The 21,583-nt window shown below is 46.0% G+C and carries 16 protein-coding genes; 11 read left to right on the top strand and 5 right to left on the bottom strand.

Features of this window, described 5'->3' with window-relative positions:
- Positions 1–222: 222 nt before the first annotated feature.
- Both ACVA6Q_RS00080 and ACVA6Q_RS00075 read right to left on the bottom strand, forming a co-directional pair.
- A complete protein-coding gene (locus tag ACVA6Q_RS00080; RefSeq protein ID WP_353498775.1) occupies positions 223–1,644 on the bottom strand; it encodes an anaerobic C4-dicarboxylate transporter in 1,422 nt (473 codons plus the stop codon).
- Positions 1,645–1,836: 192 nt separating this feature from the next.
- A complete protein-coding gene (locus tag ACVA6Q_RS00075) occupies positions 1,837–3,690 on the bottom strand; it encodes an ABC transporter ATP-binding protein (protein ID WP_446646022.1) in 1,854 nt (617 codons plus the stop codon).
- A 577-nt stretch (positions 3,691–4,267) separates the two neighbouring features.
- On the opposite strand from ACVA6Q_RS00075, the gene ACVA6Q_RS00070 reads away from it, so the two are divergent.
- Both ACVA6Q_RS00070 and ACVA6Q_RS00065 read left to right on the top strand, forming a co-directional pair.
- Positions 4,268–5,251 (top strand): arginine deiminase-related protein, encoded by a 984-nt coding sequence (locus ACVA6Q_RS00070; protein ID WP_446646021.1) that lies wholly within the window; start codon positions 4,268–4,270, stop codon positions 5,249–5,251.
- Positions 5,252–5,458: 207 nt separating this feature from the next.
- A complete protein-coding gene (locus tag ACVA6Q_RS00065; RefSeq protein WP_446646020.1) occupies positions 5,459–5,632 on the top strand; it encodes a hypothetical protein in 174 nt (57 codons plus the stop codon).
- Between the two features lie 38 nt (positions 5,633–5,670).
- On the opposite strand, the gene ACVA6Q_RS00060 is transcribed toward ACVA6Q_RS00065, so the two are convergent.
- Positions 5,671–6,366, bottom strand: a complete 696-nt coding sequence (locus tag ACVA6Q_RS00060) for a pirin family protein (protein ID WP_446646019.1) — start codon at positions 6,364–6,366, stop codon at positions 5,671–5,673.
- A gap of 173 nt (positions 6,367–6,539) precedes the next feature.
- On the opposite strand from ACVA6Q_RS00060, the gene ACVA6Q_RS00055 reads away from it, so the two are divergent.
- The 8 genes from ACVA6Q_RS00055 (at position 6,540) to ACVA6Q_RS00020 (ending at position 11,931) form a co-directional block, all read left to right on the top strand.
- Positions 6,540–7,142 (top strand): class I SAM-dependent methyltransferase, encoded by a 603-nt coding sequence (locus ACVA6Q_RS00055; RefSeq protein ID WP_446646018.1) that lies wholly within the window; start codon positions 6,540–6,542, stop codon positions 7,140–7,142.
- 99 nt (positions 7,143–7,241) lie between these two features.
- Positions 7,242–8,498 carry a hypothetical protein gene (locus ACVA6Q_RS00050; RefSeq protein WP_446646017.1) on the top strand — a complete coding sequence of 419 codons (1,257 nt, stop codon included), beginning with the start codon at positions 7,242–7,244 and terminating at the stop codon, positions 8,496–8,498.
- Positions 8,499–8,772: 274 nt separating this feature from the next.
- The gene (locus tag ACVA6Q_RS00045) at positions 8,773–9,348 is read left to right on the top strand and encodes an aspartyl/asparaginyl beta-hydroxylase domain-containing protein (RefSeq protein WP_446646016.1); all 576 of its coding nucleotides are present in this window, start codon (positions 8,773–8,775) and stop codon (positions 9,346–9,348) included.
- A gap of 47 nt (positions 9,349–9,395) precedes the next feature.
- A complete protein-coding gene (locus ACVA6Q_RS00040; RefSeq protein WP_446646015.1) occupies positions 9,396–9,926 on the top strand; it encodes a GNAT family N-acetyltransferase in 531 nt (176 codons plus the stop codon).
- A 12-nt stretch (positions 9,927–9,938) separates the two neighbouring features.
- On the top strand, positions 9,939–10,247 hold the full coding sequence (locus ACVA6Q_RS00035; protein ID WP_446646014.1) for a DUF6916 family protein: 309 nt from the start codon (positions 9,939–9,941) through the stop codon (positions 10,245–10,247).
- Positions 10,248–10,267: 20 nt separating this feature from the next.
- Positions 10,268–10,837 (top strand): phage tail protein, encoded by a 570-nt coding sequence (locus tag ACVA6Q_RS00030; protein ID WP_446646013.1) that lies wholly within the window; start codon positions 10,268–10,270, stop codon positions 10,835–10,837.
- 31 nt (positions 10,838–10,868) lie between these two features.
- Entirely contained in the window at positions 10,869–11,381 is a 513-nt protein-coding gene (locus ACVA6Q_RS00025) for a phage tail protein (RefSeq protein ID WP_446646012.1), read from the top strand.
- A 10-nt stretch (positions 11,382–11,391) separates the two neighbouring features.
- On the top strand, positions 11,392–11,931 hold the full coding sequence (locus ACVA6Q_RS00020; protein WP_446646011.1) for a phage tail protein: 540 nt from the start codon (positions 11,392–11,394) through the stop codon (positions 11,929–11,931).
- Positions 11,932–11,940: 9 nt separating this feature from the next.
- Here ACVA6Q_RS00020 and ACVA6Q_RS00015 read toward each other — a convergent pair whose 3' ends face one another.
- Together ACVA6Q_RS00015 and ACVA6Q_RS00010 are read right to left on the bottom strand one after the other, a co-directional pair.
- Positions 11,941–13,011 (bottom strand): TIGR03032 family protein, encoded by a 1,071-nt coding sequence (locus tag ACVA6Q_RS00015; RefSeq protein WP_446646010.1) that lies wholly within the window; start codon positions 13,009–13,011, stop codon positions 11,941–11,943.
- A 38-nt stretch (positions 13,012–13,049) separates the two neighbouring features.
- Positions 13,050–14,384 carry a S8 family peptidase gene (locus ACVA6Q_RS00010; RefSeq protein WP_446646009.1) on the bottom strand — a complete coding sequence of 445 codons (1,335 nt, stop codon included), beginning with the start codon at positions 14,382–14,384 and terminating at the stop codon, positions 13,050–13,052.
- Positions 14,385–14,542: 158 nt separating this feature from the next.
- Between ACVA6Q_RS00010 and ACVA6Q_RS00005 the strand changes: the two genes are divergently transcribed.
- The coding region (locus ACVA6Q_RS00005) for a tandem-95 repeat protein (protein ID WP_446646008.1) at positions 14,543–21,583 on the top strand (7,041 nt) is incomplete at its 3' end.

Genomic DNA, 21,583 nt, shown 5'->3' with positions numbered 1-21,583 from the left:
GGGTGTTTTTGTTAATTAAGATATTGAAATAAAAGGTAAATTAAAGGCTCTGTGAAGAGGGGGTAGAAGAATGGGGTGTAAATGAAGTGTTAAAAAGGTAAAGCCCGTTGTACACCGAAGCCGTTAAGAGGGAACCTTATAAAACTAAGAGCAAGCGCCGAAGGAACAAAAAGTGGAGCCGTTTGTTTGGCTCCACTCCTTTTGTGCTGTTTGTTTGAGTCTCTACGCTAATTTAAGCGCTTCACTGCTCATACGATTCATATAGCTGTTTACCGCAAACGCCAGTCCAGCAACGGCAATCGCCCACAACCAGATAGGTAGCACACCCGTAGATATCGCATAACCAATAGCTGTCGCCGTGATCACGCCAATGAAGCCAGGGATCAGGAAGCTGTGGTTAAGGATATATTTACCAATCTTAGTGGTACCAGAGCGGTCAAAGGTAATCGCTGCCAGATCTGATGGGTAGAATGGAAAGAAGTAGTAAGCGTAACAAGCTGGAAGTACACCAATTAGGACTTCTGCGGGAATGCCTAGTGCAAAACCTAGAGGGAGCATAATGGTCAGCACCGCTGCTTGGCTCTTAAGGAACACAGATGAAACGTACATCGCGATCGCGAAGGTCCAAGGGTGAGATTTCACTACGTCTTCAACTAAGCTGATAATGTAAGGCTTGTTGTAAGCAATGATGGTGTCACTCATCCAAGCAATACCAAAGATGATGATGACCGCACTCATACCAGCGATGAACACGTTGGTGTTGACGATTTTTTTAGGGTCAACATTGGTGGTCAGTAAGATGATAGCACCGACAGAGAGCATCAAGAACTGCAAAGCGGTCGACGTTTTCACGCCATCAGGCAGTAGGCCCAGATCTTTACCAAACATAGCAACGCAAATGACAGTCAAAATACCGAGTAAGAATACGGTTAGGCCCCGTTTTGCAGTTTGACTCTCTTTGATGCCAGCATCACCTGTGCTCGCTTCACTTGTGTCGATAAGTTGCGCTTTGAATTGTGGGTCTTTCATACGCTCCAGAAACTCTGGATCGTCATTCAAATCTTTACCACGCTTTAAGCTCCAAGTCGCAGCAATCAATACGCCCGTTAATGTCGCTGGAATAGTGACCATTAACACTTGACCCAAAGAGATGTCTAGGTGGTTGGTCGCTGCCGTGGCCATGACTACAGCGGCAGCGGCAGCGATAGGGCTAGCTGTGATACCCATTTGAGATGCGACTGTCGCAATAGCCATAGGACGCTCAGGGCGAATACCACGCTTAATACTGACGTCATAAATAACAGGAAGCAGTGGATACACCGAGTGTCCCGTGCCGACCATCACAGTGAGTGAATAGGTACACAATGGTCCTAGGAAGACCACTTTAGATGGGTGCTTACGAAGCAACTTTTCAGCGTATTGGACGAGTAGTTTTAGACCGCCTGTTGCTTCAAGTGTTGCTGATGCCGCAACCACCGCAAGAATAATGAGCATAACGCCAATGGGCGGCGTTCCGGGAGCAATACCAAAGAAGAAACTAAGAATAGAAACGCCGAGACCGCCTAACAAACCGAAGGCGATACCGCCGTAGCGAATACCTACAAAAATGACTGCCAGAAGCAGTAGCATGTGAACATAAAACATAACAACTCCTTTTTATAGCGACAGAGTTATTATTCGTCCGTATGCAGTTCGAAATACTGATCTAGATACGGAAAAGCTTGTAAACTTGAATGGGTGTGTAAAATTGTACACAGGGTCACATTGTTGCGAGTGAGATCAATATGTGACTGAAATGAAACAAAAAAGCGGAGCATTTCTGCTCCGCTTTGTGCTTTAGGCTACGCTATCTTTATCGGTATCTTCGGCACCAATAAAGCCGCCAGTTTGGTGCGCCCAGAGCTGAGCATAGACTCCGCCGTGAGCAACCAACTCTTTGTGGCTGCCTTGCTCGATGACTTCACCTTTATCGAGAACAATCAGGCGATCCATAGCCGCTATGGTTGATAGTCGGTGCGCGATGGCGATAACCGTTTTACCTTCCATCAGCTCATTTAAGCTCTCTTGAATCGCGGCCTCTACTTCTGAATCCAGCGCTGATGTTGCTTCATCAAGGATCAGGATAGGGGCGTTTTTCAACAGCACTCGTGAGATGGCAATACGTTGACGCTGTCCACCGGAGAGCTTGACACCGCGCTCGCCGACTTGCGCATCGTAACCCTTATTACCGAACGGGTCGGTCAAGGTTTCGATAAACTCATGAGCATGCGCCTGCTTGGTTGCAGCAAGTAACTCTTCTTCGGTGGCATCTGGCTTACCATAGAGGATGTTGTCACGAATTGAGCGATGCAGCAGAGAGGTATCCTGTGTCACCATACCGATTTTACTGCGTAGCGAGTCTTGAGTGACTTTCGAGATGGATTGACCATCAATTCGAATGTTACCGCCCTCAACATCGTGAAAACGCAGCAGTAGATTCACTAGTGTTGATTTACCTGCACCTGAACGTCCGACCAGACCAACTTTCTCGCCCGGTTTGATGTTGAGATTCAAGTTACTGATGACCCCTTTGTTTTCACCATAGTGGAAGCTCACGTCATCAAAATCAATGCTGCCTTTTTCAACGACAATTGGCTTGGCATCTTTTTCATCTTTGATATCAATAGGCTTAGAAAGAGTCTTCATACCATCAACAACGGTACCCATGTTTTCAAACAGGGCACCGACTTCCCACATGATCCACATCGACATACCGTTGATACGCAATGCAAGACCAATGGCAATCGCGATAGCGCCGACAGTAATCGCGCCATCCATCCACAAGTAGATAGAGATAGAAGTGACGGTAAACAGCAACACGTAGTTGGTAAATTCAACCGCGACATCAAAACCTGTCACAAGGCGCATTTGGCGATAAACCGTATCCAAGAATCCCTTCATGCCTTTCTCTGCATACTCGGTTTCACGATCGGTGTGAGAGAACAGCTTTACGGTAGAGATATTGGTGTAGCTATCCACAATGCGCCCGGTCATCGTAGAGCGTGCGTCCGCTTGTTCTGTCGCGACTTTCTTCAGTTTTGGTACGAAGTAAATCTGAATGCCAATATAAGCACATAACCAAACCAGCATTGGCATCATCAAACGCCAATCAGCAGCAGCTAGCATCACCAAAATTGAGGTGAAGTACACTAAGACGTATACGAACACGTCTGCTGTTTTCATCACCGTTTCACGCACCGCTAAAGACGTTTGCATCACCTTGGTCGCGATACGCCCAGCAAAATCATCTTGATAGAAAGAGAGACTCTGCTTGAGTAAATAGCGGTGTGCCTGCCAGCGGATGGCCATTGGGTAGTTGCCAAGAAGCGTTTGGTGCACGAGCAGTGAAGCTATCAACAATATGGTTGGCAACACCACCAGTACACAAAATCCTACCCAAAACAGGGTGTGGCCGTTTTCGGATAAAAAGGTTTGGGGATCGCTGGCCGTTAGCCAGTCGACGATTTGTCCCATAAATCCGAACAACATCACCTCTGCGATAGCGATAACGGTCGAAAATAGTGACATTAAAATGATCGGCTTTTCAAAGCCGCGAGTGTAGTAGCGGCAGAAAGCGAGTATGCCCTCTGGCGGCTTCTCCGGATCTTGCTTTGGAAAAGCTTCTGTAAATTTTTCAAAGCGTTTGTACATGGTTCACCTAACAACGTTGGAAAGACTCTTTGTAATCAATTGACTGCATATTTGGTCGTGTTTCAAAGAGTCAAAAAATCCTCCTATCCAAAGATAAGAGTAGATGTTCACAAGTAGCGGTTAACGAGTTGGTTTGCAACTACGCGGAGGATACTTGCGAGTCAGAGTTATGATTTTGATTTTACATGGCGAATGTTCCGTTTCGCGGGATAGAACGTGTGCAAGAGATCTGATGAATCAGACTTAGTAAGTGTATAGCTTTTAACCAATACTCACAACTGCTGCCATACATAACCCCGTGATTTTATTGAACTGTCGGAATAATAATCCACAAAATGGTGCAATTTTTTCATTGTTGCGTAGTTTTTGTGCAGGAAAACTTACTGAATTACTGTCATCAATCAGTCAATTTTACGGTTTAATCTGTGATTAAATCCTGCATTCAGTAAATTAATATTTAACACACTATTTACAATTTAAGAACCTAAGCAAGATAACAAACAAAACAACAATACGTTGCTAACAACGATGACTTTCAAGCGATAACTAGTGAAGTGGGATGCTTATGAATCATGGAATGACTGCATCTGTCGAGACGACGATTTCTGCTCGTGTCGGCCGTTCGATTCAAAATGCCAATTGTGTGGTGATGGTGCCGCCAAAAGAGTTCGGTTTTAATGCAGAAACTGCGGCCGATAATGAATTTCAGCACCAAGTTGCTCTTGACGCCAGAGCTGTCAAAGCCAAAGCGATGGCGGAGTTTAAGGCAATGGTTGCTGGCCTGCGTAAATCCGGTGTGCAGGTTATCGAGTTTGATAACCCGCTAGATGGTGAAGAAACGCCAGACGCCGTATTTCCCAATAACTGGTTTAGTACCACCCATGATGGGGCGTTTTACACCTTTCCGATGGCATGTAAAAACCGCCAGAGAGAAGTACGCCCACAAGCCTTGATTGATAGCCTCAATGCCGCAGGGCGTCATGTGGTTGCCACTGACAATTTGCTGAGCTACGTGGAGCAAGGGGCATTTTTGGAAAGTACTGGTGTGATGGTCAAAGATCACATCAATAAGACCATTTATGCCGCATTATCGCAGCGGTGTGAGCGCGAAGCGTTGGAAGATTATGCCAAGCGAATTGGTTATCACCGTGTGGTCTCATTCCAGACCGCTTTGCCTTCGGGTCACCCGATCTACCATACCAACGTCATGATGGCGATAGGGGAACATTTTTCGGTTATTTGCTCAGAAGTGATCCCTGAATATGAACGTCGCTTTGTTATCAAGTCACTCGCAAATAGTAAGCAAGTGATTGATATCAGTTTAGATCAGGTGAATCACTTTTGTGGCAACATTTTACAGCTGGAGACGGTGAATGGCGGCAAAGTGATCGCGATGTCGAAATCGGCATTTGATGCCTTTACTCCCGCTCAAAAGCAACAACTTGCAACACATGGGAAATTACTGCCATTTGATGTTTCTACCATAGAAAGTATTGGCGGTGGCAGCGTGCGATGTATGCTGGGAGAAGTGTTTTTACCAACACGAACGACTGAGCTTTAAGCAAAAGCAAGCAGCCCGCCTAATTGGGTTGTTTGCTACCTCATCTTTTCAATGTTCTGACCAGTTAACCAAAGCGATACTGGTTGACGGTCTTTACTCTCTTATTGAGTCGGAACTCAGAAACATTGGACTTTTTCTACTTAACTTTTAGACTGCTAATTATGTTAGCGAAAGGGCAGGATGCCCATAAAAAGTTAAGGATATCAATTGAGTAAACTTATCGCTTACCTAGTCGTTATACTTGGGGTTCTGATAGCAAGCTATCACCCCAAAGAAGTGGAAGCTATTATCGGCTTCGATGCTTTTCATAATGTACGCATTGTGATGCGTGAAATGGAAGCGGGCTTTGAGCGTGTGATAAGAGCGCTACAGTCGTTATGATGGCAAGCTTGTCGATCATGTAGCGCTTTATTTGTGAATTACGGTAGGTCGAATACCAAAGCAGTAGCCGGCGTTTGGTGTTCGTTTTTAAATTCAACGAAGTCTTGCGACTCAATGCTTGCGCCATCGCCCTCGCCAAGTCGCGTTCCGCTGACCTGAAGCTTCCCTTTTACTTGGTGTATATAAAGCTTACGGCCAGGCTTTATCTCATACTTGAGCGAAGAGTTAGGTTCCAAAATGAGCTGATGAAGCTCAGCGTTTTGTTTTATGTGCAAGCTTCCCGCACGGCCATTTGGTGTGGCAATTGGAGTTAATCCACTCTCTTGTCCGAAATCTTTCTGCTGATAACCCGGCTTTTTACCAAACTCATTCGGCTGTATCCATATTTGTAAAAAGCGTAATGTCTCTGAGTTTGAGCCGTTGTATTCACTATGATAGATACCGCTTCCCGCCGACATCAATTGGAACTCTCCTGCCGGTAGCGTTTGCACGTTACCTTCGCTATCTTTGTGCTCAATGGTTCCCTCAAGCACATAACTGATGATTTCCATATCACGGTGACCATGTGTGTCGAAACCTGCGCTGGCTTGCACAACATCATCGTTAATCACACGCAAGGCAGAGAAACCCATATACTCAGGGTCATAGTAGCTGCCAAATGAAAAGCTATGCTTGCTATCTAGCCAGCCAAAATCGGCTCGACCTCGGTCTTGTGAATGTCTGACAGTGATCATAGTGAGTCTCCCTTGCTTCTAATTCTTTATGTTTTCGACTTTCGAGCTGCTTACTCTGTGTCGTTGAGGTTTAGTTTAGGCGGGCGATAGCCAGCAATGAATAGGAGTAATTTGAATGGGTCGGTCAACTATTTTGAAGAACGACATCGAACGAAAAAGAAGGATAGTTAGGAATGAAACCACGTCAGATAGGACAGGCTTACGATACGATCACTCATATGTGGCAAAGCGAGGGCTTCAATCGCGAGAATGGTATTTCAGCCCACAAGCGCGCTCTTGATTTTGCTAAGGCAAAAGGTCGTGCATTGGATATTGGCTGTGGTTGTACCGGGCGATTTATCGATTTACTTGAGGAAAATGGATTCGTACCAGAAGGTCTAGATATCTCGACCAAGATGATCGCGCTTGCCAAAGAACGTCATCCGGATGCGACTTTTCATTACCAAGACATATGCGAAGGTAAGCTGCCTTCCAAGTACGATTTTATTACCGCTTGGGATAGCATTTGGCATATCCCTTTGGAGCAACAAGTTCCAGTGTTGACCAAAATCGTAGATAGTCTGAATGCTGGTGGCGTGTTTATCTTTTCATTCGGTGGTACTAACGAGGCTGGCGAGCATACCGATGATTTTATGGGGCCTGAGGTTTACTACTCTTCTTTAGGGACAAATGGATTCTTAAAATTGTTTATGGAGCTGGGCTGTATCATTCGTCATTTAGAGTTTGATCAGCATCCAGAGTTGCATACTTATCTGGTCATCGAAAAAAGTGCCTAGAACGCTGCGAGCTGTTTTCTAGAGCGGATTGACTTTGAAATTTGCTGATATGCAACTATATGTTATTAGGTATTTGATTGATGCCAATAGGTGAAAACAGTGACTTCTCCCCAAGCCGTTCGCCCGCTAACAGCAAAAGCCAATATTATCGCCAATACTCGACTATTACTTAATCGAGACAACGACATGGGAAACAACCATGGAATCACTAAGGAACTCGCAAAGGTATTTGCAGAGGTGGGTGGTGTTTCTGCGGATGAGGATATCAATGATTGGTGTAATGCAGACTTAGGTTCAGGTGTCGCTATCTCCCCTATTCTAGCGGCGAAGTGTTTAAAAGAAACGCTTAGAACTCAAGTCTTCATCAAGGGGCTTTATGCTTGTCTGTCCGAAATGGTGAAGGTTAAAAAGTCAATTAACATTGTTTATGCCGGTACAGGTCCATATGGGTGCTTACTATTACCTTTACTCACTCTTTTTCCTCAAGCGCCCATACGTGTATGGCTAATCGATATACACCAAGAAAATATCGACTCTATCGAGAAAATCGTGCGAGAGCTAGAGGTCGAAGATCAGATAGCGGCAATTGAAAAGTGTGATGCGACCAAGTGGCATCCTAGTGAAAATGTTAAATTTGATCTCATCCTTTCCGAAACTATGACTGCGCTACTTGGCAAAGAACCGCAAGTAGCAATATTCGCGCATTTACAGCAGTTTCTCTCTAATGATGGAGTTCTTGTTCCACAAAGCATTGTTTTATCGGCAAAATTGATGCCATTTGAGAGTAGTAAAAAGCAAGTTCAATCACTGGGGGATTTCTTTTGTTTGAATAAGAAAACGGCAGGTGAAATTGCTGACGGTGATTTCTCATGCTTACAAGGTCACATTACTCTGCCGAACCCACTCTCAAGTTTTGACTATCAAACAATCTCTTTTTTCACAGATATTCATGTATTTGGCAGCCACCAACTGTCTCAGCACCAATGTAGTCTCAACACACCCGTTAGCTATAGTGGTTTGAAGCTAGAGCCAGGCGGGCTAGTTCACTTTCACTATCTATTCAATGCACTACCCAAGTTTGAGTTTACTTTTCCTATCGAAACAATGGTTGAACACATACCTAGTACCGAAGAGCTAGGAAGCATTGAGCTCCCTGGAGTCAAACGATTTTGGCACAAAACAAGGCTTGTTGGTGAAGGTCGTCATGATCGCATAACAACAGAAAAGGAGCTATCGCTTGAGATGGATATGTTGTCGCACTTCGGCAAAAGATATCAAGATGCGCTCTATTATATTTGTCATTTCAAGCCAGAGTTTAATGAGTTTGAACGTTGGTTATTGTCTGAAAACGAGTAGAACTCGATCCATCTGTGTCCCTTTTGCACTCTATAGATAAGCGTACTCACTCAAACGTGGGTAGGGTCATTTCTTGACGCTGCTATTCCGTAGAACAGAAACCAACAAATTCTAGTCAAATGATCAGAATAGTTCACAGATCCAGAGTGCTGTCACAAGTTCATTGATCGGACTCGACATTCAGTGATGTGCAACTAGTTTTAATTGAACTCGTTTATTGGCTGTCTGTAAATACCTGACACTATGCTTGCTAATGGTCATCTGGGGAGACTGTATGATGGATAAAGTTCTGTTTTCTCCCGTATGCGTTGGTTATAACGCTGAACAAGTAATACAAGAATGCCTCTCTCTACAGTGCTTAAATTGGACTCAACATGTCAACAATAAGGCTTACAACGGTTGCTGGGATGTATTGCCTTTACGTGTCCCTCGAATACACACCAATAGCCACGAAGTGTTGCAAAGTTTCGCTATTGAGAACTGCCAGGATTGGCAGAATCTTGACTGTTTGAACGACTTAGTGGCGACCAAAGCGCTACTGGACGCATTATGTGCACCGATTCATTCAGTTCGTTTAATGAGATTACACCCTGGTTCGCGCATCTTACCGCATCGAGATAAAGGCCTCTCCCTTGAGCATGGCTATGCTCGCTTACATCTTCCGATTATTTTTTCAAGTGATGTCACTTTTCAGGTGGCCAACCGGCGTGTGCCGATGGAATTGGGACAGCTCTGGTACATCGACGCTAACGAGTTACATGAGGTGCTCAATGATGGTTCTGACGAGCGAATCAATTTGGTTGTTGACTGCGAAGCTACCGCAGAGCTAACCAAAATGATTTCTCGTTAGAGAGGTTATGAAAGGGTACTTATCAAGAAAATATGGAGAGCAACAAAATGATAGGAGTCAATATTCCTGAAGGGCTGAGGGTTAGGCCTGCAAAACAAAGTGATGCGCCCTTTTTGGAAAGGCTTCATCACGCTCAACGTACTGATTTGCAGTGGATAGACGGTGAGCAAGACTTTATCGAGTCGATTGTAGAAATGCAGCTTCATGCCCAGCGAAAAGGGTATGGGGAGCAGTTTCCAAATGCAATGTACTTTGTCGTGGAGAAGCACCATGAGCTAATTGGCAAGGCAACCGTCGATTTTGGTCACAATGAAGCACACCTTATCGACCTAGCATTTATCCCCAAAGCTAGAGGTCTTGGCTTTGGAAAAGCTGTACTGCAATCGTTGCAGCAAGCCGCTGCTCAATCTGGCGTGCCTATGAGCCTTTGTGTATTACAAAGCAACGTAATGGCAAAGCGCTTATATCAATCATTAGGGTTTGTCGTCGAAGGCAATCGACCTCCTTATGAAGAAATGAGGTGGTATCCCAGTGGCAGAAAGCCGATTTTTGAGTGGAGTTCATCGTTATCACAATAAAGGAGGTGGCGGATGAAAAGTAAATTTGAGTTCACGGTACTAAAGACGATTATTGGCGAAAAAGTACAGGTATTAAGTGCTGATGGTCATGCGGTTTTGACTGAGTTGACTGTCGTTAATGTCGAGCGTGGTCAGTCACATGGTAAACGTTTTGATTCGTTTAATGTCGATTTGGATGGTGTGGCAGAGGAGCATTGCCCAGCGGATAACTACATATTTCAACATCCCAAGTTTGGTAGTGAAACGCTTTATATTTCACCCAATGCAATCGATCAATACCAAATTTGTGTGTCTAGAATTCGCAATGAACCATCGGTCTAATGGACGATAAGGAAAGTAATATGAGTGATTATTTTTTAGGGGAAATTCGACAAGTGGCGTTTAGCTTTGCGCCCCAAAACTGGTCTGACTGCGGGGGGGCTGAGCTTGAAATTTCGCAAAATGCTTCATTGTTCGCGCTGGTTGGGGACAAATTTGGTGGTAATGGAGTTTCGAACTTTCAGTTGCCAGATTTGAGGGGGCGAGCTCCTGTTGGATTTGGGCAGAGGGAGAAAATTACAGCATTTGGAAGAACAGGCATTGAAGTTGTAGCAAATGTTGGCGTCATTCAAGGTGTTGAACAAGTGACTCTGAATCAAGGTCATTTGCCACCTCATCGTCATACGCTCCATGCGAGTGTAGAGACAGCAGACGAAAAATCTCCCGTTCGGAGACAGGAAAGCAATATGTTTGCTGTCAGTCAGTCTACGACAGGAGAGGGGTTGTATTCGACAAGTACTGACAAACAGGTGAGTTTGGATTCGAGTTCCGTTACGAGCTATGGAGCAGGACAGTCATTTTCTATTGTCCAACCAACAGCCGTGATGCGTTTTATTATTGCGATTGATGGATTGTTCCCTTCTCGCAACTAGATACTTGTACAAGTTATATTAAGGAGGTTTTATGGCGACGTCATTTCAGGGAGAAGTGATTGCCTTTGGCGGCAACTTTGCCATGGTCAATTATTCCATGTGCAATGGGAACTTAATTGGTATTTCACAGAATGAATCACTCTTTAGTTTGCTCGGAACAGCTTATGGCGGGGATGGAAGAGTCAGCTTTGGTTTACCAGAGTTAAGAGGCAGAGTTCAGGTTAACCAAGGACAAGGGCCAGGGTTAACTCCTCGTATACAGGGACAAATGTTCGGTGTTCAAACTCTGGCTCTGAATCAGGCGAGCACGCCAAGCCATAATCACTCTTTTAATGTTCAAAATAGTGATCCGACAACCAATGCCCCCGCCAATAATCTAGTCGGAAAGCTAACGCAATTTTCAAACCAGCTAACTGGCACCAATAACATGAATGCCAATAGTATTGGGAATGTTGGGGATGGTGACCGCTTTTCAATTTCTCAACCAACGGTGGCACTGAATTTCTTAATAGCGATTCAGGGTATTTACCCATCAAGAAACTAGGAGCTAAATAATGAATGCCTTTACAGGACAGATAACGATATTTTCTTTTGATTTTGCCCCTAGGTTTTGGTCGCTATGTCGAGGTCAAATGGTACCGATTAGTCAGAACGTAGAGTTGTTCAGTGTAATTGGAGATATTTATGGCGGTGATGCCAGGACCTCAATGGGTTTGCCAGATCTACGTATGCGCAGCCCTATTCATTATGGTCGGGGGCCGGGTCTTTCGGATTATCGATTAGGTGAGCAAAACGGTACTGACTCACAAATTCTAAACGTATCCAATTTACCTCCTCACAATCATAAACTGATGGCGGGTATGACTACAGCAGACAAGACCGATGACTCGCCTGACAGCAGCAAGACACTAGTGTTGCCTAGGGGAACCTCGACATTGTCATATATTGATACACCTGATATTGAGGGAGAGCTAAGCATGGGGTCAACGGCTATCGGTTCTGCGGGAGCTGGCCAAGATTTTTCAGTCACACAACCCACGCTAGCGCTCAATTTTTCAATATGTCTTAGCGGTAACTACCCTACCAGGAACTGAATCTAGTGGTTACATCGCAGGGAAGTTGAACACCCTTGAAACCATCTCTTCATCGACTTGGAGTACCTCGGTAAAAGGTAAGTCGATGACGGCAACATCATAGATTTGAACCATGTCGCCAGAGAAATGAAGGTTAGCAACAATTTCCATGTCATCAAGATCAATAACGTAGATCCCACAATAGGTCTCACTTTCAGCGATTGGGGGAGGCTGGTTATTCTTGGATTCTCTTGATTGACTGAGTCCGACAAACATCAGGTTTTGATGAAACCCTATGCCGCGAGTAAAACCAGGCAGTTCAAGCTCTACGACTACTTGTCCCGATGTAAAATCATAGCTACATAGCTGTCCGTAACCGGAATTACAAAAATAGAGCTTATCCCGATAGTATCGGGGACTGTGAGGCATATAGAGTTCGTCAGCGAGTATTTCGTTGTGATTAACATCAATAAGCAGCCCTCGATGCGCGACTCTGTTTCTCCAGTTTTTATTTTCATTGCTATCGTTGAAGCATGTCACGTAGGCAGGTGCACCATCTCTTAATGCCATCCCATTTAAGTGGCAGCGATCTTCAGGAACCAGCTCACTGATAAACCAAGGTTTCCATTTAGGAACAAAACTATTGCCGCTTTGAATCAGGCATAGACATGAAAAGTTGGAGTTGACAGCCCAAAGCCCGTCATCGCCCCAAGCGATATCATGAATATTAATCATGCCTGTAAAGTGACTGCTACTGGGGGAAAAGCAGTGTTTAACCAGTCCCATTGGTTCCAGTGAAGAGGCAACAGCGTCACAGCGCTGAAAGTCAAACACTTGTGAGTGAACACCGAGTACGATTCTTTGCTTGTCAACGGCAAGTCCCATCGGTCTAGGAAAAGCCTTAACACTGATATACAGCTCATCGTCATCAGCGTTAATGAGTATCAGGCGGTTCGCCTGATAAGATGTCAGCATGAGAGTGAGGCCGAGTTTAGAGAGCAAGTAGCCAAAGGACTCACTCGATTCACAGCTAAAGTCAGCAATACTCGGAGTCTCTTCCTTCTCTTCGTGTGCATCCGCCGGTAATAGGTTTTCTTCCATGTAATAGATTCCAATGTATTGAATTTAAATGGTGTGTTCTATGCTTTGCAATGATATTCGAGCCGTTGCCAAAATCGCTGTATATCAACTTCACCAGCACCGACATGTTGTTGATAGGCAGGATCGACTTTAGCAGCCGTTTTATATAAATGAGTTTGGAATTCATCATTGGTCAGTGATGGGCAGCGCGCTAAAGCCAATGCTGCTAGCCCGCTGACGAACACAGTAGCAGCGGACGACCCGCTGAATTTGAATGTTGAGTTCACATTGACTGGGTGGTTAGTGAGAAATGATGAAGGGGCACCTATGTCGATATAATCGCCGTAAGCCATCATTGGCTTACTGTTTCTTGTTCTTATACCGTTGACAACAATAATAGATTCAATGCCTGCCAGTGATAGCACCCCTTTAAACTCGGGTAACGTATTGCCAGCAGCCGCGACAATAATGACCCCTTTGTTTTGCCTGCCATGAATGGAGAGATCCTCGATTACCGCTGTTAGCGGCTGTGTGATCAGCGGTAAAGCCCAACTTAGATTGATGATATCTACGTGATTGGACTTGGCGGCGGCGAACAGCTCAATCAGATCACTGGTATAGGTTTGGCCAAGTGGAATTGGCACAAACTGAGCGTTCGGTGCTATTCCAAATTGAAACGGTGCTTGGTGTAAAGAGAACAAACTGGTTGCCACCAGCGTTCCGTGATGACGCTCGTTTGATGACTTTTGTGACGTTATTTGTTGCCGCTGTGGTTGGCGTTGTGGCCTTAGACTCGGATGGGCTAGGTTAAAGCCATCGTCGATAACGGCAACCGCAACGCCTTCCCCTTTACTGCTTTTCCAAAGCTTACTGAAATAGTGACTTAAAGGACGTCTAGAGGTTGAATTGCGCTCCGCCAGTGACTCTTCGCTTTCAGAACTTAACTTCTCAATAAATGCGATATCTGGGACGACATTTTGCGGGGCAAACACTTGCTGTAGTTTTTTGTAGTTCAATATCCAACGCTTGCTCTCTGGCTTGAGGTTTGGGAAAGACACAACCCATAAATCAAACGTTTCGGCATGATAAAGGTGTGTCAGAGCGTACTGGTCTGAGGCACTGAATATTTCCGAAACGGATTGCTCTAGCGACGCCATCGACCTATTTTCGGTAGTGATAATAAACTTATGGTTGATGCATGCCACAAACTCGCCAAAGAGCGCTTCAATGGAGCTGAAGTGGGCAAGCGGCACCATACCACCCCAGCTTGTTTTTAGGGCTGCGACAACCTTCCCATCGTTGGTTTTTATAAGGCCTGTGGTTTCAAAACACGACTGAGATTTCACAGCTGTTGATATCACGAGTAACAGCAGAACAATCCATATTCGTATCAAAGCGCTTTCCTAATTTTTTTATGATATGCGATGCAGTATAAAAACATTTTCGGTGTGTTCTATGAATTACCTACTACTATAGTTTATTGAAACTTATTGCACTACAAAGGGTTGCTACTTGTGTGTGATTGATAACTAGAATCTATGGAATGGGCTCAATGAAAAACGACAAGAATGAACGAGACGACAACGTTATCAAAACATCAAAAATTGCGAAAAAAGTGCTGGTGCCAGCGGCGCTGATGCTGGGTGGGCTGAATGGATGCGCCGTATCAAGTCATAGAAGTAGCGCCAAGCGTAACCTGACGAGTAGTAAGCAACGTCCTCAAAACGTATGGATTCAATCCACAGAGGCTAATCCAGATTCTACAACGGTATTCAACGCGTTTGGTGGTACGAACGCCAAGCCCGGTCAGCTCAACAACAGTTCAAGTAGTGATGCTAAGCATGGCATTGGTCAGTTCATTAATGATATCAAGCAGAGTCGACGCGCGTTGAACAAAATGACCCGTAGTGAGCGTGTCGTGGGGGATGTGTCGTTATCCAAACAAAGCTCTGAGGTGATGCCTGGCAGTATGGTGGTTGTGGGGAAAGCGATGGGGGTGAATTTCGTGTCGGGCGGAGGCTGTAGTTGGACTTATTCGCGTTCTTGTATCGACTCTGGCACAACGGGAGGTGGAGGTGCTTGCTCATGGACGGGCGTTGGCAATCAATCTGGTACGCAATATTGTGTTCCTGCTTCAGCAAGTGATACCACGCCCCCTGTTGTTAACTCAATTACCCTCAAGAATAGCCCGTCTCCCAGCGCTGATTCCATACAGTTTGAAGTGATCTTTGACGAAAGTGTTAATGGTGTAGATAAAGACGACTTTGAGTTAACAGGCACAGGATCAGCCAGCGGCTCCGTTGCATCGGTATCTTCATCTTCGGGATCCACCATTGATGTGACAGTAAATAACATATCGGGACAGGGCACGCTTAGGTTAGATCTCAAGGGTTCAACCAATATTACCGATGATGATAACAATGGTAATGGCACCAATGGTTATGTCGCCGCATACACCGGTGGTACGACCCACACAGTAGATATGGTTGCCCCCAATGTAACTTCAATTACACCCAAGAATAGCCCGTCTCCCAGCGCTGATTCCATACAGTTTTCAGTGATCTTTGACGAAAGTGCTAATGATGTATCAATCGATGACTTTATTTTAACAAGCACCGACTCTGCCAGCGGCTCCATCAACGCAGTCTCTTCATCTTCGGGCTCTGCTATTGATGTGACTGTAAATAGCATATCGGGACAGGGCACGCTTAGGTTAGATCTCAAGGGTTCGGCCAATATTACCGATGATGATGGCAATGGGAATGGCACCAATGGTTATGTCGCCGCATACACCGGTGGCACAGCACATACCGTTGACAGGATAGCGCCTGACGTATCGACGATTGTTCGCAAGACGCCAAGTGTTGCCGATACAAACAGTGATACATTGGTTTGGACGGTCAGTTTCTCCAAATCGGTATCGACCATTACCACGGGCGATTTTGAGGTATCGGGCACCACAGCTTCGGTAACCTCTGTTTCGGCAACTTCTGGTTCTTCTGTGGACGTCACTGTCTCAGGAGGTGACCTTGCCGGTTATAGTGGTGGTGTCGCTTTAAGTCTTGCTGCTGGCAACAGTTTACAAGACAGCAGCGGTAATAGTCTCTCTTCAACCATGCCAACTGGCACAGCTGAGTCTTATACCCTCGACAATGGCGCACCTTCATTTTTATCGGTGTCGGATTCGAGTGATAGCAACTATAAGGCAGGAGAAACGGTAACTATTACCGTTGACCTTGGTGAAACAGGGCTCAACGTTACCGCAAATTTATCCGTATTAGACAGCGATTTTAGTACGACTCAAGCGTTAACGGACAACAACGACGATACCTATAGTTTCCAAACTCCAGCACTTGATGCGGGAGGAAATATGCAAGAGGGCACGTTTGCCATCACTGTTACCGCGACAGATGCTGTGGGTAACGAGAATACGGATAATTCACTGTCTCTCACGTTGGACAAAACGCCTCCTACCTTCTCAAGTGCGGATTCTGTTCCTACAGATAATGCCTTTGGCATAGCTTCAAACAGTAACCTGGTATTGGACTTTAGCGAAAACGTCGAGCTGGTCAGCGGAAAAACGTTCGCAATCTATGACCTGACTAATGGTGCTGTACTTGAAACCTATACCGCGAGCTCGACTACGGCGGCGACTGGCTCTTCTTCAGGAGCGGCGACGTTAAGTGGGGACAAGCTAACCATTAGTCCATCTTCAGATTTTTCTTTAGGTAATCGCTACGCAGTAACCATCGATTCTACGACGTTACAAGATCCATCCGGCAATGTGTTTGCAGGAATTAGTGATTACATCACGTATAACTTTGCGGTACAGCCAGAACTCAAATTAACGGTAGCGGACTCAAATATAGCGGAGAACAGTGGTTCAACAACCTATACCGTGGCTTTGATTGATGGTAATGGCAATGCGTACAGCGCAGATGAGAATATTACTGTGGAAATGGCGCTGTCAGGAACGGCGGTATCAGCGAGTGATTACTCAGTTAGTGGTCTTGACGGGTCGAATCAAATCACGATTGCCACAGGTGACGCTACAAATACCTTTACCGTGACCAGTAATAGTGACGCCAGTGACGATGACGGTGAAATCATTATCATTGGTATGAACTCTGTGGCCACAGGGGCAGCGACGATTGGGTCTGTTGCCAGTCAAACGGTAACCATTAACCAAAATGATCAGCCTGTCATAGCAGGGCTTGATGCGACACCGCTGTTTTCTGAGGGGGGTAGCGCGGTCGTTATTGATAGTGACGTTACGGTGTCAGATACGGAGCTGGATGCCCTAAACAGTGCTCAAGGTAACTACGATGGGGCTAGTATCACGATTGTTCGCGCTGGTGGTGCACAAAGTGGTGATGTTTATGGAAGTAATGGTTCTTTGAGTGCTTTGGTTGAGTCGGGAAATGTTACTTACAATGGCACTGTGGTTGGTACGGTTACCACCAATAGTGCGGGTACATTAACGCTTACTTTCAATTCGAACGCGACAACGGCCGTTGTTAACTCTGTGCTTCAGAATATAACGTACGAGAATACGAACGATGATCCTGCTAGCACTGTGTCGTTGAGCTTTGTGTTCAATGACGGAATAGAGAACAGCAGTGCCGTTCAAGTAACAGCGTCAATCACCGCGGTCAACGATGTGCCAACACTCTCAGCCACAGGCAGTTCTCCAACCTTTGTAGAGGGTGGGGCGGCTGCGGTGCTGTTCTCTAGTGCTGCGGTAAGCACTGTCGAGGCGAGCCAAACGTTAGCGGGTTTAATGATTACCGTGACGAATGTGGCGGATGCGACGAATGAGAAGCTCACTATCGATGGAACTTCCATTACTTTAACAGCGGGGCAGTCTGGCAGTACATCAAACTTTAGCTATGCCGTGTCGGTTTTAAGTACAACAGCAACAGTGACACTAACGGGTGGCACATTAACAGAAGCTCAGATGCAGTCAGTTATCGATGCGATAAGCTATCAAAATGACAGTGATGATCCAACAACGGCAAGCAGCCGTGTTGTTACCATTGCCAGTATTAGTGAAACTGGGTCAGCAAATACGGTAGGCACCACCGCAATATCTTCAACGGTTTCGGTTGGTGGTATTGATGATGAACCTGTGGTGAGCGCGAATGGAGTGAGTCCTACTTATATCGAAGGAGCGACGGCTAGCAACGTATACTCCTCTGCCTCTGTGGATGCAGTGGAGAGCTCGCAAAGCATTGCAGGTGCGACATTGACGATAAGTGGCCTACAAGATGGCAATCAAGAAGTATTAGTTGTCGATGAAACGGAAATTACGTTAGTTCAAGGTACCACGGGAACGACGAGCACGCTTTTCGCTATCGATTATTCGGTATCTGTTTCAGGCAATGTTGCAACTGTTACGTTATCCAATATTGGAGCTACTGCTCAATCAACAGAGCAATTACTCAATAGCGTCGGCTACCTTCATAAAGGTGACGATCCTACCGAAGGCAATCGAGTAGTAACCTTAACCCAAGTGTCGGACAATGGATTGGATAGTGGCGGCAACGATAACCTTAACGATACCCTCACTATCGCTTCTACGGTATCCGTTAGTGCTGTTGATGATGCGCCAGCACTAAACGCTTCTGCTCTCAACCCAATATTTACAGAAAATGGCTCGTCAGTGAGCATTTTCTCTTCTGCTGCAGTCGATACGGTAGAAGCGTCACAGTTAATAGAATCAATCACTTGGCAGGTAAGTGGCGTCACTAATAGTGGAGGAGAGTATTTAGTCGTTGATGGAACAGATGTGAGTTTAGTTGATGGAGTCAGCGGCACCTCATCTGCAAACAGTTTTGCTTATCAAGTTTCTGTGGTTTCTAGCGGCGTATTTTCTGTCAGTGTGTCCAAGCAGGATACCGCGTCTAACTACCAAACACTTATCGATGGGATCGCCTATAAGAATACGGCTGAAAATATCGTCACAGGCTCCCGTACTATATCCATCACGAATCTAGTGGATAGCGGCGGCAGTGATGGAAGCAACCTAAATAGCAATTCGTCTTTAAGTCTAACGTCTACCTTGCCAATAGTGGGTGTTAACGATGACCCGTCTATTACCATTGGTAATCAGTTGTCGACTGACGAAGACAACAACCAAACGTTGAGCTTTAACTTTAGCGATGTGGATGGCGATACAGTCACGGCGACCGAGAAATCGGCGCCAAGTCATGGTGAGGTAGCGATCAGTGGCACTGACATTGTCTATACGCCAACCGCTAACTACAACGGCAGTGACAGCTTCACCATCACTTTGACCGATGGTAACGGCTACACGGTGGACAAAACCATCAACGTCACCGTCTCCAGCGTCAATGATGAGCCGAGCATTACAATTGCGTCGACCTTGACCACAGACGAAGATAACAACCAAACGTTGAGCTTTAACTTTAGCGATGTGGATGGCGATACGGTCACGGCGACCGAGAAATCTGCACCAAGTCATGGTCAAATAGCCATCAGTGGTACGGACATCGTCTATACGCCAACAGGCAACTACAACGGCAGTGATAGCTTCACCATTACACTGACCGATGGTAACGGCTACACAGTAGATAAAACCATCACCGTCACCGTCTCCAGCGTCAATGATGAGCCAAGCATTACGATTGCCTCGACCTTGACCACAGACGAAGACAACAACCAAACGTTGAGTTTCAACTTTAGCGATGTGGATGGCGATACGGTCACGGCAACAGAGAAATCGGCGCCAAGTCATGGTGAGATAGCCATCAGTGGTACGGACATCGTCTACACCCCAACGGCGAATTACAACGGTAGTGATAGCTTCACCATTACCTTGACCGATGGTAACGGCTACACAGTAGACAAAACCATTAACGTCACCGTCTCCAGCGTCAATGATGAGCCAAGCATTACGATAGCGTCGACCTTGACCACAGACGAAGACAACAACCAAACGTTGAGCTTTAACTTTAGCGATGTGGATGGCGATACAGTCACGGCGACCGAGAAATCGGCGCCAAGTCATGGTGAGGTAGCGATCAGTGGCACTGACATTGTCTATACGCCAACCGCTAACTACAACGGCAGTGACAGCTTCACCATCACTTTGACCGATGGTAACGGCTACACGGTGGACAAAACCATCAACGTCACCGTCTCCAGCGTCAATGATGAGCCGAGCATTACAATTGCGTCGACCTTGACCACAGACGAAGATAACAACCAAACGTTGAGCTTTAACTTTAGCGATGTGGATGGCGATACGGTGACAGCAACGGAGAAATCCGCACCGAGTCATGGTCAGATAGTTATTAACGGCACGGACATCGTTTATACGCCAACCGCCAACTACAACGGCAGTGACAGCTTCACCATTACTTTGACCGACGGCAATGGCTATACGGTAGACAAAACCATCACCGTCACCGTCTCCAGCGTCAATGATGAGCCGAGCATTACGATCGCCTCGACCTTGACTACAGATGAAGACAACAACCAAACGTTGAGTTTCAACTTTAGCGATGCGGATGGCGATACCGTGACTGCGACAGAGAAATCGGCGCCAAGTCATGGTCAAATAGACATCAGTGGCACGGACATCGTCTATACGCCAAACGCCAACTACAACGGCAGTGACAGCTTCACCATTACACTGACCGATGGCAACGGCTACACAGTAGACAAAACCATCAACGTCACCGTCTCCAGCGTCAATGATGAGCCGAGCATTACAATTGCGTCGACCTTGACCACAGACGAAGACAACAACCAAACGTTGAGCTTTAACTTTAGCGATGTGGATGGCGATACGGTCACGGCGACAGAGAAATCGGCACCAAGTCATGGTCAAATAGCCATTAATGGCACGGACATCGTCTACACGCCAACCGACAACTACAACGGCAGTGACAGCTTCACCATTACACTGACCGATGGCAACGGCTACACAGTAGACAAAACCATCAACGTCACCGTCTCCAGCGTCAATGATGAGCCGAGCATTACAATTGCGTCGACCTTGACCACAGACGAAGATAACAATCAAACGTTGAGCTTTAACTTTAGCGATGTGGATGGCGATACAGTCACGGCGACCGAGAAATCGGCGCCAAGTCATGGTCAAATAGCCATCAGTGGTACGGACATCGTCTATACGCCAACAGGCAACTACAACGGCAGTGATAGCTTCACCATTACACTGACCGATGGTAATGGCTACACAGTAGACAAAACCATCAACGTCACCGTCTCCAGCGTCAATGATGAGCCAAGCATTACGATTGCCTCGACCTTGAGCACAGACGAAGACAACAACAAAACGTTGAGCTTCAACTTTAGCGATGTGGATGGCGATACGGTGACAGCAACGGAGAAATCCGCACCGAGTCATGGTCAGATAGTTATTAACGGCACGGACATCGTCTACACGCCAACCGCCAACTACAACGGCAGTGACAGCTTCACCATTATACTGACCGATGGTAACGGCTACACAGTAGACAAAACCGTCAACGTCACCGTCTCCAGCGTCAATGATGAGCCAAGCATTACGATTGCCTCGACCTTGAGCACAGACGAAGACAACAAC

This window comes from Vibrio sp. DNB22_10_4 (assembly GCF_052879755.1).
This window is presented reverse-complemented; position numbering and strand designations above follow the sequence as displayed.

Coding starts and splice junctions, on each gene's coding strand:
- ACVA6Q_RS00070 (WP_446646021.1), top strand. CDS start 4,268: ATGACTGCATCTGTCGAGACGACGATTTCTGCTCGTGTCGGCCGTTCG.
- ACVA6Q_RS00030 (WP_446646013.1), top strand. CDS start 10,268: ATGAGTGATTATTTTTTAGGGGAAATTCGACAAGTGGCGTTTAGCTTT.
- ACVA6Q_RS00015 (WP_446646010.1), bottom strand. CDS start 13,011: ATGGAAGAAAACCTATTACCGGCGGATGCACACGAAGAGAAGGAAGAG.
- ACVA6Q_RS00025 (WP_446646012.1), top strand. CDS start 10,869: ATGGCGACGTCATTTCAGGGAGAAGTGATTGCCTTTGGCGGCAACTTT.
- ACVA6Q_RS00045 (WP_446646016.1), top strand. CDS start 8,773: ATGATGGATAAAGTTCTGTTTTCTCCCGTATGCGTTGGTTATAACGCT.
- ACVA6Q_RS00075 (WP_446646022.1), bottom strand. CDS start 3,690: ATGTACAAACGCTTTGAAAAATTTACAGAAGCTTTTCCAAAGCAAGAT.
- ACVA6Q_RS00035 (WP_446646014.1), top strand. CDS start 9,939: ATGAAAAGTAAATTTGAGTTCACGGTACTAAAGACGATTATTGGCGAA.
- ACVA6Q_RS00060 (WP_446646019.1), bottom strand. CDS start 6,366: ATGATCACTGTCAGACATTCACAAGACCGAGGTCGAGCCGATTTTGGC.
- ACVA6Q_RS00080 (WP_353498775.1), bottom strand. CDS start 1,644: ATGTTTTATGTTCACATGCTACTGCTTCTGGCAGTCATTTTTGTAGGT.
- ACVA6Q_RS00040 (WP_446646015.1), top strand. CDS start 9,396: ATGATAGGAGTCAATATTCCTGAAGGGCTGAGGGTTAGGCCTGCAAAA.
- ACVA6Q_RS00020 (WP_446646011.1), top strand. CDS start 11,392: ATGAATGCCTTTACAGGACAGATAACGATATTTTCTTTTGATTTTGCC.
- ACVA6Q_RS00055 (WP_446646018.1), top strand. CDS start 6,540: ATGAAACCACGTCAGATAGGACAGGCTTACGATACGATCACTCATATG.